Raw genomic sequence first — 17,318 nt, forward strand, 5'->3', positions numbered from 1 at the left:
AACGCAGTGAATGTCGTAATAAATAAGTAAAGGAAAAAAATGTTGTCCACTTTAGAAGCGTTACCGGAATCGATATTTTGTAATGCAAGCGAGCGTTCTATTGTACGTTATCGCAAGGGCAAAAGTGATTGCTGTGAACTTGATTACATCATTGAAGAAACGCCGGTTGCGATTGCTTTTAATGGTGTTGCTTACACCGTAATGATGTGTACGCCAAATGACTTAGAACAGTTTGCGATTGGGTTTTCGTTATCGGAAGGGATCATCGATCACCATCGTGATATTCACGATATTGAAATGACGCCAACGTGTGATGGGATAAATATTGATGTCACGATTGCTAACCGTTGTGTTGCTCGTTTACAGCAAAAACGTCGTTCACTCGCAGGACTGACAGGTTGTGGTATCTGTGGTGAAGAAAAATTAGAAACGGTATGTCGAGCATTGGCGCCAGTACCCTCATCAGTGACGTTTGATCTAAGTTATCTTGATCCTGTATTGCAACAATTATTACGTAAACAGCAATTAAACCAGTTAACAGGATCTGCTCATGCGGCGATATACATTGATAATCAAGGTCAAGTTGCCGCAATTTTTGAAGATGTAGGTCGTCATATTGCATTAGATAAATTAGTGGGTTGTATTCATCAACGCCAGTTAAAAGGTGGCGCAGTATTAGTTACGAGTCGTGCTAGTTTTGAAATGGTTCAAAAAGCTGCAGCCGCAGGGGTTGAAGTGCTGCTCGCTATTTCATCAGCCACTAAAATGGCGGTTGATCTGGCTGAAAAACTTAATCTGACGTTATTAGGTCATTGTCGTAATGGTCGCGCAGATGCTTATGCGCATCCTGAACGCATTACAGGGATGATTTAGTCACGCTTAGGTATTGAATTTAATATTAATAAGTAAGTCTCCCTTAATTACTTATTAGTAATAAATCACCCGCTAAGTCGGGTTTTCATTCTATTACACTAAGGATAAAAATAAATGAAATTTAAACATATTGTTGCCGGTGCGCTTACTCTTTTTTCACCACTCGTTTTAGCACACCCAGGTCACATTGGCCCTCATACTTCTGCGGGATTTATGACAGGTTTTGTACATCCATTTACTGGCCTTGATCACCTATCTGTAATGATCGGTGTTGGTCTATTGGCTGCCTTGATGGGTGGAAAAGCAGTATCACGTTTACCAATGGCATTTATTGGCATTATGGTTGTTGGCGGCGCGTTAGGTGTTGCTGGAATGGTATTGCCTGGCATTGAAATGGGTATTGCTTTATCAGTAATTGGTATGGGTGCAATGTTATTGGCTGGTGGTCGTATGTCTGAAAAATTGGCAACAGGCCTAGTCATGGCATTTGCCTTATTCCACGGTATGGCACACGGTATGGAAATGCCTCTTGACGCGCAAGCAATGGAATATTTTATCGGGTTTGTTCTAGCAACCGTAATCTTACACGTAGCAGGTATTGCTTTGGGTAAGTTAGTTATGACATCAGCAGTGAACCAACGTGTTATGCGTGTGGTTGGGATTGTTATGGCAGCCTTTGGTGGCATATTAATGCTGTCTTAATTTAGCTGGATAATTGCAGTGAACGACAACTTTGCACGACAATATATTCATATTACCGGCATTGTACAAGGGGTCGGTTTTCGCCCCTTTGTCTACCAACTAGCGCTGCAATATGCGTTAGTTGGCTGGGTAATTAATGATTCGGAAGGGGTGAAAATAGATGTTCAAGGTAATACTGATAACCTTGAGCAATTTATCATCGATCTTCAACAGCAAGCACCGCCTTTAAGCCGTATTGATCACATGACGGTCACAGTCGCATCGTTGTGGTTAGCTGCTGAAAAACCTGCTCTATTTAGTATCGAGAAAAGTCAGCACTGTGATAGTACCACTGTGTGTATTTCTCCCGATCAAGGGTTTTGTAATGCTTGTAAACAAGACATTGCCAATCCTACCTCGCGTTATTATCAATATCCTTTTACCAACTGTACCCATTGCGGTCCTCGTTATAGCATTACGCGTGCTTTGCCTTATGACAGAGCAACCACCAGTATGAACAGTTTCGCATTGTGTAGCGATTGCCAGCAAGCGTATCAGAATCCACTTGATCGTCGTTATCATGCTCAGCCAATAAGTTGTGCTATTTGTGGTCCGTGGACTCGGTTGATTGATTACAGTCATAATCATACATTTTTATCAGCGACGGTAAGTGATAAGACGGAGTTAACACAACAAGCGGCAATAATAGAATTAGCTAGACGTCTTCAAGCTGGCGCAGTGGTTGCTATTAAAGGGGTAGGCGGTTTTCATCTTGTTTGTGATGGCACTAACGCTAAAGCTGTCACACAATTACGGCATATTAAACATCGCCAACAAAAGCCATTAGCGGTGATGGTTGCTGATATTGAAACAGCGCAGCAATTAGTGATAGGTGAGTCGATTGAGTGGCAAGCTTTAGAGTCTCAAGCTCGACCGATTGTATTAATGCAGAAGTCACCCCCTGTGACAGAAAACCAGGTAAAGATTCCTCGTCTTGCAGTGAATGTTGCGCCAAATGTGCCTTATTTAGGAGTAATGCTGCCTTATACACCACTGCATTATTTATTGTTTACAGCATTAGCTGAAGTTAACGCAACCGCAGTGCTCGTTATGACCAGTGCTAATGTGTCGGGTATGCCGATAGCAACTGATGTTCAGCAAGTCGAACAGCAATTTTCAGGTTCGATTAATTGTGTGCTTGATCATAATCGTCCAATTGTTCATGCCTGTGATGACAGTGTCGTGCATTACGCTGGTGGTAAAATACGAACTTTACGTATGGCGCGTGGTTATGCACCTTATAGTCAATTTGGCTATCAAGCGAAAACGATCACTTTAGCATTAGGCGCGCAACAAAAATCAACAATAGCGTTAGCGTTACCTAAACAGTGGGTATTATCGCCTTATATTGGTGATCTTAATAACCTTGATACTGAACAACGTTATCAGCAAACAGTCACGGATCTTCAAGCGCTATATCATGTTACAGCACCACAAATTGTCTGTGATAAACACGCTAATTACCATTCAACGGCCTTTGCAAACCAGCGGGTGATAGACTCTAAAAGGCCGTTAAATTTACTTCAAGTTCAGCATCATCATGCACATATTTTAGCTGTAATGGCGGAATTTAATCTTACTAAACCGGTACTTGGTTTTACCTTTGACGGCACAGGGTGGGGTGATGATGATACGGTGTGGGGCGGCGAGGTACTATTAGCATCCTGTGCTGATTATCAACGTATTGGTCATTTACGTCCTTTTCGCCTTATTGGGGGAGAACAAGCGATAAAAGAGCCTGCGCGGTTATTACTGGCAATGTTACTTGAGTGCTATGCGTTAGATGATATCAAAGCGATGCAGCTGAGTGCTTTTTCTGCTTGGAGTGAGGCACATTTTAATAACCTGTATCAGTTATGGCAAAGTGGCAGTCGTTCTCCGTATACATCCTCGATGGGACGGCTTATTGATGCTTGGGCTTGTTTATTAGGGCTGGTGGATAAGGTTAATTATGACGGTCAATGTGGGTTGTTATTAGAACAAGCCGCTGAACAGGATATCTATCATATCCCGTTATCGTTTCAGATGACTGCCGATGGGATTATTGATTGGCAGCCTCTGTTTGTACACGTATTACCGCTTGTTGGTGAGATAAATGATGATAAACGTCAAACATGGATTAATAGTTTAGCTCACGGTGTTTTGATGGCAATTGCAAAAATGATTGTCACTATCGCTAAACAGCATCCTAATCATGCTGTTGTACTCGGTGGTGGTGTGTTTCAAAACCGCGTACTAGTCAATAAAATTTATCATCAATTTTCAGAATTGTCACAGTCACTTTATTGTGGTGAAAAATTGCCGTCAAACGATGGAGCTATTGCTGCTGGTCAGTTGTGGTATGCGCTGCACCACCATCATATCAATCCAACGATCAAATCTCAGGAACCGTAATAATGCATGAATTATCATTGAGTATAAATACGGTTGATACCGTGGTTGAACAAGCTAAAAAACAAGGCTTTAGTCGCGTGACAAGCGTGACATTAGCCATTGGTACACTGTCATGTATTGAACCTCAGGCATTGGCAACAGGGTTCGAATTTGCTAGCCGTGGCACCATTGCAGAAGATGCCCAACTGAAGATTGAATCTGTTGCGGCTCGTGTTTGGTGCTTAGACTGTCAGCAACATGTAGAAATTCCAGAGCGTGGTGTGAGTTGTCCACGTTGTCATGGTTATCAACTTAAAGTTGAAGCTGGAGACGAATTAATGATTAAACATATCGAGGTTGAATAATATGTGTAATGTATGCGGTTGCGGCGATAGCCGAATTGAAGGTCATTCTCATGGCTATCATGACCACGACCATGATGGCCACCATCATCATGAACATCCACACCAGCATAATGACCATCATCACCTTGCTGCAGAGAGGCCGCAATCGGTTGTGATCCATCATCATTATCACCACCAAGGTGATGTTCATCATCATGTTCATTATACTTTGCCAGCAGGCGCCTTGCCTCAGCAAGCAACGCATGGACATCATCATGATCATGAAACCAATCATGCGCACGCACATTCACACGATCATGCTCACCATGGCGACAATCATCATGCGCAGCATCAACCAGAGCGTTTAGATACGGGTGATTTACATTATGGTAAAGGTGAAGCTGAAGTGCATGTTGCCGGTGTATCACAGCGCCAGTTATTAACATTAGAGATGGATATATTAGGTAACAATAATCATCTTGCAGCACATAATCGCGAGCACTTTATTGCAAATCGTCAGTTAGTGCTTAATTTAGTCTCAAGTCCTGGCTCGGGTAAAACAACCTTACTAACCGAAACGCTGATGAAATTAAAAGATCATTGTACTTGCGCGGTGATCGAGGGTGATCAACAAACCAGTAATGACGCAGATCGTATTCGAGCAACAACTGTGCCTGCAATTCAAGTTAATACTGGTAAAGGTTGTCATCTTGACGCACAAATGATCCATGATGCTTATCATCAACTAGCGATTAATGAACCTGGATTTTTGTTTATTGAAAATGTGGGCAACTTAGTGTGTCCTGCTAGCTTTGATCTTGGTGAAGCTTCAAAAGTGGCAATTTTATCTGTGACTGAAGGTGAGGATAAACCGCTTAAGTACCCAAATATGTTTGCAGCGGCTGATCTAATGATCATTAATAAAGTTGATTTACTGCCTTATGTTGATGTTAATATAGAAGATTGCATTGCTAATGCACGTAAAGTTAACCCTACAATCCAAGTGATTAAGCTGTCAGCTAAAACAGGTGAAGGCATGGATGCATGGATTAACTGGCTAAATGAAAATAGACAGCAACTGTAGTTAATTACTACATTTTAGTCGTTATTAATATGCCGTATATATCGTTTCTATATATGCGGCATTTTTATTTTTTGTGTGTTATCGATAATTAATGTTAATAAGTGATGGCATTCAAAAAATCGCTTAAATAGCAAAATTATTACTATCATTTTTTTTATTTATCTATAGAATCCCGCGCACATTAGCTAACAGAGCTTAAGCGCGTACTTGCGTTATGTCTCTCATTAGCGACAATTTTGATGATAAACAACGTAAGTAGCCAATGAAAACACATACCTTTGTTGCAGCAGCATTATTATTATCAGGCTGTGATGTCACCACTGAAACACGCCAACCACCAACAGTTAAAGATATTGAAATGTGCCAACAGCGTATTGCTGTTAAAACAAATTATGCTGTCACTGCGATGTCAGATAATAGTTTGGATAATAAATCTAAAGATAATCGTGGTTGGGTATATGTTAATTATCAAAAAGATAATAATCGTGGTTATTTAAAGTTTCGATGTAATTCAAGTTATGTTGAAGTCTGGGCAGCGGGTGCTGCGATGTGGACTGGCTTATAAGTCATTATGAGATGCTCGTACTATGATTAGTGCGAGCATTTTTATTTGATTAACATTTTATTTAAAGATGCGAGCTTGCAACTAAGGTAGGAAATAGATCTGTGTGTTTATAGTGATAATGGATCATATACTCACCATTAGTTGAAAGTGCTAAAAAATAGAGTAATTCATAGCAGTGTTTTTTCTTTACAAAACATTCAATAGTTTTTAATGCTATTGCATTACTTAGCGTCATTGGAAGCGCGCAATATGATGTGATAAATAAACGCGTATCATTTTCAATTTGAGCAACCACTTCAGTTATCTTTTTATTATTATCTACTAATTGTGGCATGCTGTTTTTTGTTAGTGGGTGCTTTATAACTCGTTGCATAATACGATAATGCTCATATTCAGCCCAACAGCATAATATATTGCCAAATAAGCTGATAGCTTGTTTTTCTATCTCAATGTAATACAGGTCAAGATTATCTAGAGCGACAATACCATTAATATTTTGTGCGTAATCGCTAGTAATACATTGGTATAGATTATCTGTTTGGTGTGGCATCAAGTGATTGATCGTCTCTATTCGAGCCGTGACTAATGTCGTAAAGAAATCAGCATCGCCATGTAAATGGATATGCTCATCAATAAATTGTAGAAAGTTTTGTTGTAATATCAATTGATTATTTTTACATAAAGGGATAGCAGAGTTTTTTATTACATTAGTGTACATTTAATAATATGCTCAATAAAAAGGGACTAATGAATAGTAATTAATTCATTAATCAAATAATGCACTGGTGTGTATATACTGTGATTACCATCAAATAAAAATCGCAACTATTTTATTATTTGGGCAATATGTTCCATTTTAGTATTTTTTGATTATTTTCAATGTGTTAATGGTATTTGTTGTGTGTTTGACGATTTGAAAATTAATTTAAAATATAGCTAGCCTATTTCGGGCGATATATTGCTTCTTAACGGAAATTAAATCAAGTATTCATGATGCTAGTCGCAAAAATAATGCAATGTCAAATATAGTTTAAATTTTATTTGTGAACAGTACTTATTCGTTTTTATTTAAGATTCTCATTACTTAAATTGCCGTTATTATATTGCGAGGTTTTTAAAGTAATGCCATAAGATTTAAGATTAGATTAAAACAATGTCATGCAGGTATTGTTTATTTTATTGATGTTAAAGGAATAATATGAGTAAATTTTTTTGGCTTACTTGGGCTTGTGTCGCAATATTACCTGCCCATGCTAGTGCGTCTGAATGGAATTCTTCAGGGATTGACGGCCATTATGTTTTATCTTCATTGATTGATGCGCAACAGGATCAGAAAAAAGTGTCCTTTTCGCTTTATAAGGCTAAATATAATAATAACGGTTTTGAACGATTTCTAAGTCAATGTAATAAGGATGGTTTTGATAAAACGGTATCAATGACTATTAATGGTCAAGAAGTGACGGTGGATAAGATTTGTCGTAGAACAACCGACAGTAAAAATTACTGGGTGTATACGCCAACAACTAATCAGGGATTAGCTTTTTTAATTACACAATTTAAATACACTGAAACAGTTAATATCCATAAGGTTTTTATCAATATCTATAATCAAAAAACAGATTTAAACTTTAGGGTTTCAGCTAAAGGCTTTACCCAGTCGTGGAAAAAGTAAAAAAGAGTGCTTTAACGATATAGATGCTACTTATGAGTTGTGTGAAAAAGCGATATCAATAGTTTGATATCGCTTTTTGCATTATTGAGTCAATGCTAGTTTTAGGTGCTCTAACGCTAGTTGCAATGTTTCTTGAGGGCAGCCTAAGTTTAGACGGATAAAACCACTACCATCTGATCCAAATGCAATTCCCATACTTGGTACAATGCCTGCGTTAATGAGTTTTTGTTCAAGTTCGTCATCACTTAAGTGTAACTTTCGACAGTCGACCCAAGCTAAATACCCAGCCTCTGGTGGCATGAATCGTAATAATGGTAGTTCAGCGTTAATAAACTTACTGAGTAAATCAATATTACCTTGAAGATAAGATATTAAATCATCTAGCCATTGGGAGGAGGTAGTATATGCAGCAGTAGCAGCACACATAGCTAAACTATTAAAGACATCCATACCATGCGCATCAAGACGACGAATAAAACGCTCACGTAATTCAGTATTGGGGATCATGATATTAGAGATCCGCAGTGATGATAAGCCAAATGTCTTACTTGCTGCTGTAGCTACCATTGTTTGTTTTAAAAGTGCTGGTGGTAGGCTTAATAGCGAATGATAGGAGTGATTAGGCATTGCCAAGTCTCCCCAGATTTCATCACTTAGCAGCCAAACATTATATTGTTGGCATAACGTAGCTAGTGCAATAATTTCGCTTGTTGTCCATGCTCGTCCAACAGGATTGTGTGGGTTGCAAAAGATCATCACTTTCGCCCCTTGCTGGAAACAGTGCTCAAGGTGAGTAAGATCCATGCAATAGTGACCATTGGTTTCAATTAATGGATTTTCTATAATTACACGATCATTTAACTCGGTGATTTTACGGAATGAACCGTAACCTGGTGTTTGAATAACAACGTTATCACCAATATTTGTTAGCATTTGAATAGCAACAGATAAGCCCGGTAAGACACCATGTACTGTTGTGATCCAGTCTTGATCTATGGTGAGTTGATGCCGACTATGGTACCAATTAATAATGGCTTGGTAATAGTCATTATCACGCTCAGCGTAGCCGAAAATACCATGGTTAATTCGTTGTTGCATGATATCAAGTACGGCTTCAGGTGCTTGGAAATCATAATCAGAAACCCACATTGGTAACTTATTTGAACCATCAACCCCAAGCTTTTGTTGCATGAAATCCCATTTGAGTGAACCGGTATGACGTCGGTTAATAACGCGGTCAAAAGAGTTTGTCATGATTATCCCTTATTTGTTTCTAAATCTGTCGAAATAACTACATCGTTATTATTTACACTGGGTGTTAAAGGCGCTTTTGCAATACCAAAGCCTGTGAATCCATAGATGATGGCGAAAATAACACCGGTGTAGCATTGAACCGCCCATGGAAGGTAATCGAGAGTTGAGACATTGAGCGTATGTGCCATATAAATGCCAGCAGCAGTCCAAGGAACAAGTGGTTCGATGATAGTACCTGCATCTTCAAGGGTACGAGAAAGGTTCTTAGTATCTAGCCCCATTTTGCGGTATGCGTCTTGGAATAATTCCCCAGGAATTAATAAGGCGAGTTTGCCGTCTGAGGTTGTACAGACGACAGTAATCGTTGCAATTACTGTTGATAGAATCAGTTGACCAGTGCTACGAATGAGATGTAAGAAACGGCCAAGTACAACATTAAGTGCCCCTGTTAGGCTTAAAATACCAGCAAATGAGAATGCACAGAATACTAATAGAATAGTGCTCATCATCGAAAATAAACCGCCACGGTTAAGCAGTTTGGTGATATCAGGAATGATCGTGGTAAGTGACTGTCCATTGTCGCTAAACATTGTAATATTAAAGCCGTTAACAAAGGCATTGAATCCTTGCTGTAAGCTAAATCCTTGGAAAATCATCCCTAGCGCAAGGCCTAATGCTGAAGCTGCTAGCATGAGTGGTAATACTGGTTTTTTGCTAATAGCACCCCATAAAATCATCAATGGGGGAATAATTAATACGATATTAAAGTGGTAGAGAGTATCGAGACCATTAATAATATCGACTACTTTCTGTGGTTCAGCGACTGTGGCAACATTGGTATTTTGGCCTGCGAAGTAGAATACAACTGCGGCAATGAAGAACCCAGGTAAGGTGGTATAAAGCATATGTTGAATATGTGCATATAAATTAGTACCAGCGACAATCGGAGCAAAATTAGTAGAATCTGATAATGGTGATAGCTTATCACCAAAATAAGCCCCAGATACTACTGCACCAGCTGCAGCTCCCATTGAGACATCTAACCCTGCTGCAACGCCCATTAAAGCGACACCGACAGTACCGGCTGATCCCCATGAAGTACCAGTACAGATAGAGACTAAGCTAGTAACAAAAAAAGCGGCAATAAGAATGTATTGGGGGCTAATAACTTTGAGGCCCCAATAGACCATATAAGGTATCGTGCCACTAATCATCCAACTTGCAATTAAGCCACCAACAGCGACTAAAATGAGAATCACCGGCATTGCTTTTGCTAATTTCTCAACAATAGCATCCATTATTTCATCCCAGCTATAACCCATTTTCATGGCGATAAAACCAGTAAATGTTGCTGATATGAGGAGTAAGGCTTCTATACGTAAGCCCATAATACCGTAACCCACAGCAAGTAAGATAAACATTACTGCAATAGGAGTTATGGCTAGTGCAAATGACGGTAGGGGTTTGTTGGTGGTCATTGTCTATCCTTATTATTTTTTATGTAGGGTGGAAACCAATGACATGATGGTAAGTGAGATAGATTTGCAAAAATGAGAACTATGTATTTATCTCATGTAAGCGCTTACATGAGATATGAAGTTCTGATCTCTATCACATTTTATTTGCTTTACATGCGTTTAAAGCGAGGACGAGTGGAGAGTCATCACTGACTGCCTTTCGACTAAAGTTGCGTAAAAACAATGATTTCTAGGTAGGATGTCAATTTTATTCTTAAGTTTTAGGGCGAGTTTTGCTGCAAAATTTGACATTTCATCAATGGGATTATGCATAGTGGTAAGGCGAGGGTATATATAACGAGCTAACAAGATATCATCAAACCCGATAATCGAAATATCTTTAGGGATTTGAATACCTTGCTCTTGTAGACTGGCCATTAATCCAGCAGCCATAACATCGTTAAAGGTTACAACCGCTGTTACTTCAGGACATTGGTTTAAAAGTGCTTTGCCTGCGAGTTCACCGCCTTCCTCACTAAAGTCCTGACTAATTATCCAAGTAGAGTTAATATCAAGGCCTGCATTTTTCATTGCATTACGATAGCCTTCTAATCGTTGGTTACGATCATCAAACGGTAGGTTACTGGTAATACATGCAATTTTTCGATGTCCATTCGCAATCAAGTAAGCAACTGAATCTGAAGATCCTTTACAGTTATCAATCCATACCGAACGGTTAGATATCTGAGCGATAGTGCGATTAAGTAGTACCATCGCTGGCAATTGAGCGCTATATCGAAGTAGGGTTGTATCATCAAGCATCTTTGCATGGACGACCATTGCTTCGCAGCCTTGGCTTATTAAAAAATCTAAACCTTCTTTTTCTCGTTGTGCGTTGTGGCCACCACTGACGACAACTAGCTGGCATCCTTGATGGCGAGCGACGGCTTCAACATGTTTAGCAATTAAGGCAAAAAAGGGATCGGCTAAATTTCCGGTTAGTAAACCTAAGGTATTATTTTTCTTACAAGCTAGTGCAGCGGCACGTGCATCTCGAAGATAATTTAACTGTTTAATTGCTTTCTCAACCCGTTCAATAGTCATTGGCTCAACATAAGCAGATCGATTTATCACACGTGAAACAGTCGCGGTTGAAACACCAGCGAGAATTGCGACATCTTTAATGGTTGTCATGAGTGTCAAGGTAGTTGCAAATAAAGTAGGAAGTGTAGCGTTATTTTTAAGAGGAATATGTGATGAAAATGCAAAAAAGAAAGATAAAGGATTGGAGCGGATAACGGGAATCGAACCCGTGTCATTAGCTTGGGAAGCTAAGGTAATACCATTATACGATATCCGCTTGATGAGATAACCATAAACATTTGAATGATATGGGTCAACATAATTATCTGTTAATACTACGATTAGTACATAAATATGAATAAATTGCGCTATTTTGAGTGGTTTTTGTTAGACATAATATCAATTTGTACATTGTATATTATTAATCAATGACATGCGTAATTACCATCTTGGTTATATAAATTTATTCAATTTTTATATATTTCATGGTAACTAGTTCAATAACCTTACAATTGTTAGCTGAATTTGTAACAGAGTGTGTATTTTAAACGGTATTTTATATTCATGATTTTGTAGATGTTCTAGGATACATGCATATGAATGCCAGCATCTGCATGTGTAAATACACATGCCGTAGTGTCATCTTACTTTTAATGCACCTGAAGTATTAATAATGAAGTTAAAAATAACCCCATCGAGTTTAGCGATAGTCATTGCCTTATTATTAACATTAGTGGCAATTGAATTGTTTTTTTTTAATGAAAAACAACAATTTGAACTACAAAGTAAGAAAAATAATTTAGCTTTAGAGCAATGTGTATCAAAGATTATAAATAATGAAATTAATAATATAGTAGTAAGTTTAAAAACGTTTAATTTATTGTTTAAATCATATGATTATAATCCATCAAAGTTTGAATCATTAGCAGAAAAAATAATAGCAACAAATAAATCTATTTCAGAATTGCAATTTGCACCACAGGGGATTATTCAAATGACATATCCTCATTCAAAAACTAATTCTGCAATTGGACATGATTTAAATAGATTAAAGAAAAGGAAAAACGGTGTTTCTTTATCAATAAAAAATAAAAGTTTTACCTTTATTGGCCCAGTTAAATTGATTCAAAACAATCAGTTGGCTTTTATTTTAAGGTTGCCTATTTTTGATGAAAGTTTAGATTTTGTCGGTTTTATTATTGCTATCAGTGGTGTAGAAAATATTAGTAAAAAGTTACCGTTTAAGGATTATTTATATAAAGTTGATGGCTTTAATCCTGATGGTGATATGTTAACGATATTTGATAATCGTGTTGATAAATCTAGTGGTGTTGTAAATGTTTTTAATGTCGCAGTACCTAATGGACAATGGGTTTTCTCGATGAAAAAACCAACTTATAACGCTTATGAATATAATATTATTCGTGTTTTATTATATGTTATGGTTTTTGTTTGTTTATTTTATATTTATAAGCGGGAACGTGAGATAGCATTAAAAAATACATTAATTGTTGATGACAATAACATGTTAAGACAAGTCTCTTTCACTGATGAACTAACAAATATTCCTAATCGTCGATATATGAATGAGAAAATCAAACAAATATTTTCTACTCATATTACTTTAACGCACAGTATTGCTTTTCTTGATATTGATCACTTTAAAAGAGTTAATGATACTTATGGTCATGATGCTGGCGATAAAGTTTTAAAAGAATTTGCTGATATTTGTCTGAATAATGTGCGTTCGAGTGATGTACTTGCACGTTGGGGCGGCGAAGAGTTTATTTTGTTTCTAGATAGAACGGGTAAAGATAACGCTGAAGAAGTCTGTGCACGTATTTTAAATACGGTTGAGCAGCATCAATTTTTATTTAAAGATCAAGTCATTCGTATTACTACCTCAATAGGATTAGCATCATTCTCACCACAAGATGATCAAATAGAAGTGGTACTTAAAGGTATTGATGAGGCACTTTATAGCTCTAAAAATAATGGAAGAAATCGTATTACCATAGTGTAACTATCTGATGTTATAAGTATTAACTACTGTTATGTAGTTAATACTTTCTATGGTTTATTACGTTTTCTATATGGAACGATGCATACAGACAGCACTGTCACCATAACTAGTTGGTGCTGATAAGCTGTTATCTATAATAAAGTCATACTTTTGCCAAAATTTGGCAGAATCTTGTACTGAAATTAACGATACCGATTGATAGTTCATGGTATTAAGTACGCTAAAAAGATGGTCTATCAATAACTTAGGAATCCCTTGTCCTTGCTCTGTCGGAATTATCGCTAAATCATGCAGATGTAGATGAATACTATCGATTACGGTACTTGTTTCATGTAATTTAGGCGTTGAGCCTTTATGGTAAGGATGGCTAATAAGGTAGCCTATGACATGTTGTTGATCATCTAGACAAGCAAAACAGGTTTGTGGTGATGCTGCTATTTTACTTTTTAAAACGTCGATACTTTCTGGAAAATCATCACCATAAGCAGCGTGTTGGATTCGCTCAATTTGTTGCCAATGTGATGATGTTATGGGGCTTATTTTCATTTTATAACTCGTAGTAATGACCAGATTTACTTATACCTAGCACTCATAATTAATGCAACATGATCACTATGCTTACTGCAAAATCAATTGTAACCAAAGTTGTATTTGCTGGTATTGTTATGTTATAACATCTCAACATTGTGGTGATAACTCTCATTATCGTCATTTTTTCTGTTGAATAATAAAAGAATATTGTGATGAACAGTCAACAAAGTCCTCATTCTACGAATAATGAATGTAATGATATAACATATCATAATCAAGCTGAGTACCGCTATTCATTGCTACTAACTGGTGTCTTCCAGCGTAGTGCTATTGGTTTGATTATGATTGCCCTCCTGTGGTGGGTATTAAGCGACTTAATTTAGGTTTCATTATGATCTCAGTAACGAACTTGACGGTTTTTTACCGTAATAATATTGCACTTGATAACATCTCTTGCACTATTAAAGACGGCGATTTGGTCGCAATAGTTGGGCCTAATGGCGCCGGTAAATCGACATTGTTAAAAGTACTCATGAAGCAAATAGCGCCGACGACAGGAAAAGTGTGTTTAGGGCAGTATTCAATGAAAAATATTGCCTACTTACCTCAAAGTACCCACATTGATCGTAATTTTCCGATTACAGTTGAAGAGTTTATTTCAGCTGGCGCTTGGCGAAGGAGTTCATTTTGGCGGCGTTTTACGCAAGCTGAATACCAAAAAATTTCACAAGCTTTGGTGACTGTGCAGCTATCAGGCATGGAGAAACGTCAAATTAGTGAATTATCAGGTGGTCAGTTTCAACGAATGCTCTTTGCGCGAATGCTTATTCAAGATGCTCAAATATTATTATTAGACGAGCCTTTTGCTGCTATTGATGCGCAAACGTCAGAAGATTTGATGGCTGTGATTAGAGGTTGCCAGCAGCAAGGTAAAACAGTCGTTGCTGTAATGCATGATTTATCGTTAGTCGCTCGTTATTTTCCTGAAGCAATCTTGGTTGCTACGCAATTGATAGCAAATGGCAATACTAAAACCGTACTTCAAAGTCACCATTTACAGCAGGCTGGATATCAGGCTTATTTAACCCCTTGTTTTGACCAAATTCATGCCCTGTCGACACCCCAAAATGTTGCAATAAAACCGCAACAGGAGTGCCATCATGAGTGAAGCTATCCACTTTTTAATACAACCTTTTAGTGATTTTAATTTTATGCAGCGTGCCCTATGGGGATGCTTATTATTGAGTATTAGCGGCACACCAATCGGCGTCTTTTTAACTCTCCGTCGAATGAGTTTAACTGGGGATGCAATGTCACATGCCATTCTTCCAGGGGCGGCGATTGGTTTTTTGATTTCAGGAATATCTGTTACTGCCATGACGATTGGTGGAGTGATTGCTGGTTGTATTGTCGCTATTTTAGCTGGCGTTGCTGCTAGGCACTCAAAAGCAGAAGAAGATGCAAGTATGGCGGCATTTTACTTATTGTCGTTGGCACTAGGCGTACTCATTATCTCTTCAAAAGGCAGCAATATGGATTTATTGCATGTCTTATTTGGTTCGACATTAGCACTTAATAATGCCGCTTTGATTTTGCTGACGTTAATTGCGTCGATAACAGTGCTTACTTTAGCTGTGCTCTATCGTCCCTTAGTCATGGAATGTGTTGATCCTGCTTTTTTTAAAACGGTGAGTAAATTAAGTGGGGTGGCTCATTATGGTTTCTTGCTTTTACTGGTGCTTAATCTGGTCGCAGGTTTTCAGGCGCTCGGTACATTAATGGCCGTGGGATTAATGATTTTACCTGCAACCATTGCGCGCTTTTGGAGTGGACGATTAGGCGGCATGCTTATCATTGCTTTTATTGCCTCGATCAGTAGCTGTTATATCGGTTTAATTCTTTCATATTATTTAGGTTTTGCGACCAGCCCATCAATTGTATTGGTAATGGGAGGGTTGTATTTGTTGTCACTATTATTTGGTCGCCAAGGTGGCATTGTTTTTAAAAATTGGAGTAAAAATTAGGATGTCAACGAAGTATTTATGGGATAAAAAAAATATTGTTGCTGCTGTTGTATTGGGTTTAGGTATTAGTTCATCAGCGATGGCTGATACAAAAATTCCGGTGGTTGCGAGTTTCTCAATTTTAGGCGATTTAGTGTCTCAAGTTGGTGGTGAACATGTGACGGTAAAGGATTTAGTCGGCATTAATGGTGATGTTCATACTTATAGCCCTGCGCCAATGGATGCTGTGGCAGTGAAAGATGCTCGCTTAGTGGTAATTAATGGGCTGGGACTTGAAGGTTGGTTACCAAGATTAATGGAATCAGCACATTTTAAAGGTGTAGAAGTTGTCGCTTCAAATGGGATTAATAAGCTAACGTTAGAGAAAGAACAATGTGATCACCATCATCATCCAGTAACGGAAGAAAAATGTGACTGCGATCACCATAATAATAATCATCATCATGGTGTGTATGATCCTCATGCATGGAATAGTGTGACTAACGTTAAGACATACGTTAAAAACATCGAAGCAGGTTTGGTGAAAGTAGATCCAGCTAACGCGAGTGATTATCAGCATAATGCACAAGTTTACCTACAAAAATTAGATAAACTTCAACTTGATATTCAGCAGCAGTTTGCCAATATACCAGCATCACAACGAGTTATTATTACTTCACACGATGCATTTCAGTATTTTTCACGTGATTATGATGTGACTTTTTTAGCACCGCAGGGAACGAGTACAGATGCTGAAGCAAGTGCTGCTGATGTAGCAAATATTATTAATCAAGTACGCGATGATCATGTGCGTGCTGTGTTTATTGAAAATATTACCGATAATCGTATGGTTGAACAGATCAGCCAGGAAACTGGAGCCAAGATTGGTGGAAAGTTATACTCAGATGCTCTGTCAGGTCCCAATGAACCTGCAAGCTCATATATTAAATTGATGGAACATAACACGGCAACTATTTCTAATGCATTAAAGTAATATTGAAACTATCGATAATAACCAAATTATTAAAAATAGATTAATTTAGTTTAATAGTGGCTAATAATCACCCATTTAGTCTTGGTGGGTGATTATATCATCTATTAAGTATAAGTGTTTTTTAATAATAAATGGTTTATCTATATTATATTTGATAGTTATTTATGGTTGTTTGCTTATTTTTGAAACTTGCGTAGTCGCTATTATAGTTGCGAGCATATTTTTAAGAATTTTGATTCCATTTTAAAGTATTAATCATTTTATAAAAGTTGTTAGAATGCGCGCCGACGATTAAGTTATATTATTTTTTGGATTAAAAAT

17 protein-coding genes and 1 tRNA gene are annotated in these 17,318 nt (G+C 37.8%); 12 read left to right on the forward strand and 6 right to left on the reverse strand.

Going from position 1 to position 17,318, the window contains the following annotated elements; genetic code table 11:
* Window positions 1-39 precede the first annotated feature (39 nt).
* The 6 genes from fdhD (at window position 40) to PPBDW_RS20695 (ending at window position 5,980) form a co-directional block, all read left to right on the forward strand.
* Window positions 40-873, forward strand: coding sequence for a formate dehydrogenase accessory sulfurtransferase FdhD (fdhD, locus tag PPBDW_RS20670; protein ID WP_045043363.1), 834 nt, complete (start codon window positions 40-42; stop codon window positions 871-873).
* A 114-nt stretch (window positions 874-987) separates the two neighbouring features.
* Complete coding sequence (locus PPBDW_RS20675) at window positions 988-1,575, forward strand: HupE/UreJ family protein (RefSeq protein ID WP_036792296.1); 588 nt, start codon at window positions 988-990, stop codon at window positions 1,573-1,575.
* 18 nt (window positions 1,576-1,593) lie between these two features.
* Window positions 1,594-4,008 carry a carbamoyltransferase HypF gene (gene hypF / locus PPBDW_RS20680; protein ID WP_036792303.1) on the forward strand — a complete coding sequence of 805 codons (2,415 nt, stop codon included), beginning with the start codon at window positions 1,594-1,596 and terminating at the stop codon, window positions 4,006-4,008.
* A 2-nt stretch (window positions 4,009-4,010) separates the two neighbouring features.
* On the forward strand, window positions 4,011-4,352 hold the full coding sequence (gene hypA / locus PPBDW_RS20685; RefSeq protein ID WP_036792304.1) for a hydrogenase maturation nickel metallochaperone HypA: 342 nt from the start codon (window positions 4,011-4,013) through the stop codon (window positions 4,350-4,352).
* Between the two features lies 1 nt (window position 4,353).
* Complete coding sequence (gene hypB, locus PPBDW_RS20690) at window positions 4,354-5,415, forward strand: hydrogenase nickel incorporation protein HypB (RefSeq protein WP_036792306.1); 1,062 nt, start codon at window positions 4,354-4,356, stop codon at window positions 5,413-5,415.
* 262 nt (window positions 5,416-5,677) lie between these two features.
* Complete coding sequence (locus PPBDW_RS20695) at window positions 5,678-5,980, forward strand: hypothetical protein (protein ID WP_036792308.1); 303 nt, start codon at window positions 5,678-5,680, stop codon at window positions 5,978-5,980.
* 61 nt (window positions 5,981-6,041) lie between these two features.
* Here the strand turns inward: PPBDW_RS20695 and PPBDW_RS20700 are convergent, their stop codons facing one another.
* Window positions 6,042-6,698, reverse strand: a complete 657-nt coding sequence (locus PPBDW_RS20700; protein ID WP_036792310.1) for an acyl-homoserine-lactone synthase — start codon at window positions 6,696-6,698, stop codon at window positions 6,042-6,044.
* Window positions 6,699-7,178: 480 nt separating this feature from the next.
* On the opposite strand from PPBDW_RS20700, the gene PPBDW_RS20705 reads away from it, so the two are divergent.
* Window positions 7,179-7,652 (forward strand): hypothetical protein, encoded by a 474-nt coding sequence (locus PPBDW_RS20705; protein ID WP_036792313.1) that lies wholly within the window; start codon window positions 7,179-7,181, stop codon window positions 7,650-7,652.
* Window positions 7,653-7,733: 81 nt separating this feature from the next.
* Here PPBDW_RS20705 and PPBDW_RS20710 read toward each other — a convergent pair whose 3' ends face one another.
* The 4 genes from PPBDW_RS20710 to PPBDW_RS20725 all read right to left on the reverse strand — a co-directional run bounded on the left by PPBDW_RS20710 (window position 7,734) and on the right by PPBDW_RS20725 (window position 11,723).
* Window positions 7,734-8,906 carry a MalY/PatB family protein gene (locus tag PPBDW_RS20710; protein WP_036792315.1) on the reverse strand — a complete coding sequence of 391 codons (1,173 nt, stop codon included), beginning with the start codon at window positions 8,904-8,906 and terminating at the stop codon, window positions 7,734-7,736.
* A gap of 2 nt (window positions 8,907-8,908) precedes the next feature.
* Window positions 8,909-10,384 carry a Na+/H+ antiporter NhaC gene (gene nhaC, locus PPBDW_RS20715; RefSeq protein WP_036792317.1) on the reverse strand — a complete coding sequence of 492 codons (1,476 nt, stop codon included), beginning with the start codon at window positions 10,382-10,384 and terminating at the stop codon, window positions 8,909-8,911.
* A gap of 159 nt (window positions 10,385-10,543) precedes the next feature.
* On the reverse strand, window positions 10,544-11,557 hold the full coding sequence (locus PPBDW_RS20720) for a LacI family DNA-binding transcriptional regulator (RefSeq protein ID WP_036792984.1): 1,014 nt from the start codon (window positions 11,555-11,557) through the stop codon (window positions 10,544-10,546).
* A gap of 92 nt (window positions 11,558-11,649) precedes the next feature.
* Window positions 11,650-11,723: transfer RNA gene (locus tag PPBDW_RS20725), tRNA-Gly, on the reverse strand.
* A 396-nt stretch (window positions 11,724-12,119) separates the two neighbouring features.
* Here PPBDW_RS20725 and PPBDW_RS20730 point away from each other — a divergent pair.
* On the forward strand, window positions 12,120-13,469 hold the full coding sequence (locus tag PPBDW_RS20730; RefSeq protein ID WP_036792319.1) for a sensor domain-containing diguanylate cyclase: 1,350 nt from the start codon (window positions 12,120-12,122) through the stop codon (window positions 13,467-13,469).
* Between the two features lie 66 nt (window positions 13,470-13,535).
* On the opposite strand, the gene PPBDW_RS20735 is transcribed toward PPBDW_RS20730, so the two are convergent.
* Window positions 13,536-14,015: a GNAT family N-acetyltransferase gene (locus PPBDW_RS20735; RefSeq protein WP_054262206.1), complete on the reverse strand. Its 480-nt coding sequence runs from the start codon at window positions 14,013-14,015 to the stop codon at window positions 13,536-13,538.
* Window positions 14,016-14,212: 197 nt separating this feature from the next.
* On the opposite strand from PPBDW_RS20735, the gene PPBDW_RS20740 reads away from it, so the two are divergent.
* From PPBDW_RS20740 to PPBDW_RS20755, 4 genes are read left to right on the forward strand one after another with little or no spacing between them, the layout of a single operon-like run.
* On the forward strand, window positions 14,213-14,383 hold the full coding sequence (locus PPBDW_RS20740) for a hypothetical protein (RefSeq protein ID WP_155762724.1): 171 nt from the start codon (window positions 14,213-14,215) through the stop codon (window positions 14,381-14,383).
* Between the two features lie 8 nt (window positions 14,384-14,391).
* Entirely contained in the window at window positions 14,392-15,168 is a 777-nt protein-coding gene (locus tag PPBDW_RS20745; protein ID WP_036792321.1) for a metal ABC transporter ATP-binding protein, read from the forward strand.
* Entirely contained in the window at window positions 15,161-16,024 is an 864-nt protein-coding gene (locus tag PPBDW_RS20750; RefSeq protein ID WP_036792323.1) for a metal ABC transporter permease, read from the forward strand. Before PPBDW_RS20745 ends, PPBDW_RS20750 begins: the two co-directional genes overlap by 8 nt.
* Before the next feature lies 1 nt (window position 16,025).
* On the forward strand, window positions 16,026-16,997 hold the full coding sequence (locus tag PPBDW_RS20755) for a metal ABC transporter substrate-binding protein (RefSeq protein WP_054262207.1): 972 nt from the start codon (window positions 16,026-16,028) through the stop codon (window positions 16,995-16,997).
* Window positions 16,998-17,318: the final 321 nt, after the last annotated feature.

It is taken from the genome of Photobacterium kishitanii, assembly GCF_000613045.3.
Lineage (GTDB): Bacteria > Pseudomonadota > Gammaproteobacteria > Enterobacterales > Vibrionaceae > Photobacterium > Photobacterium kishitanii.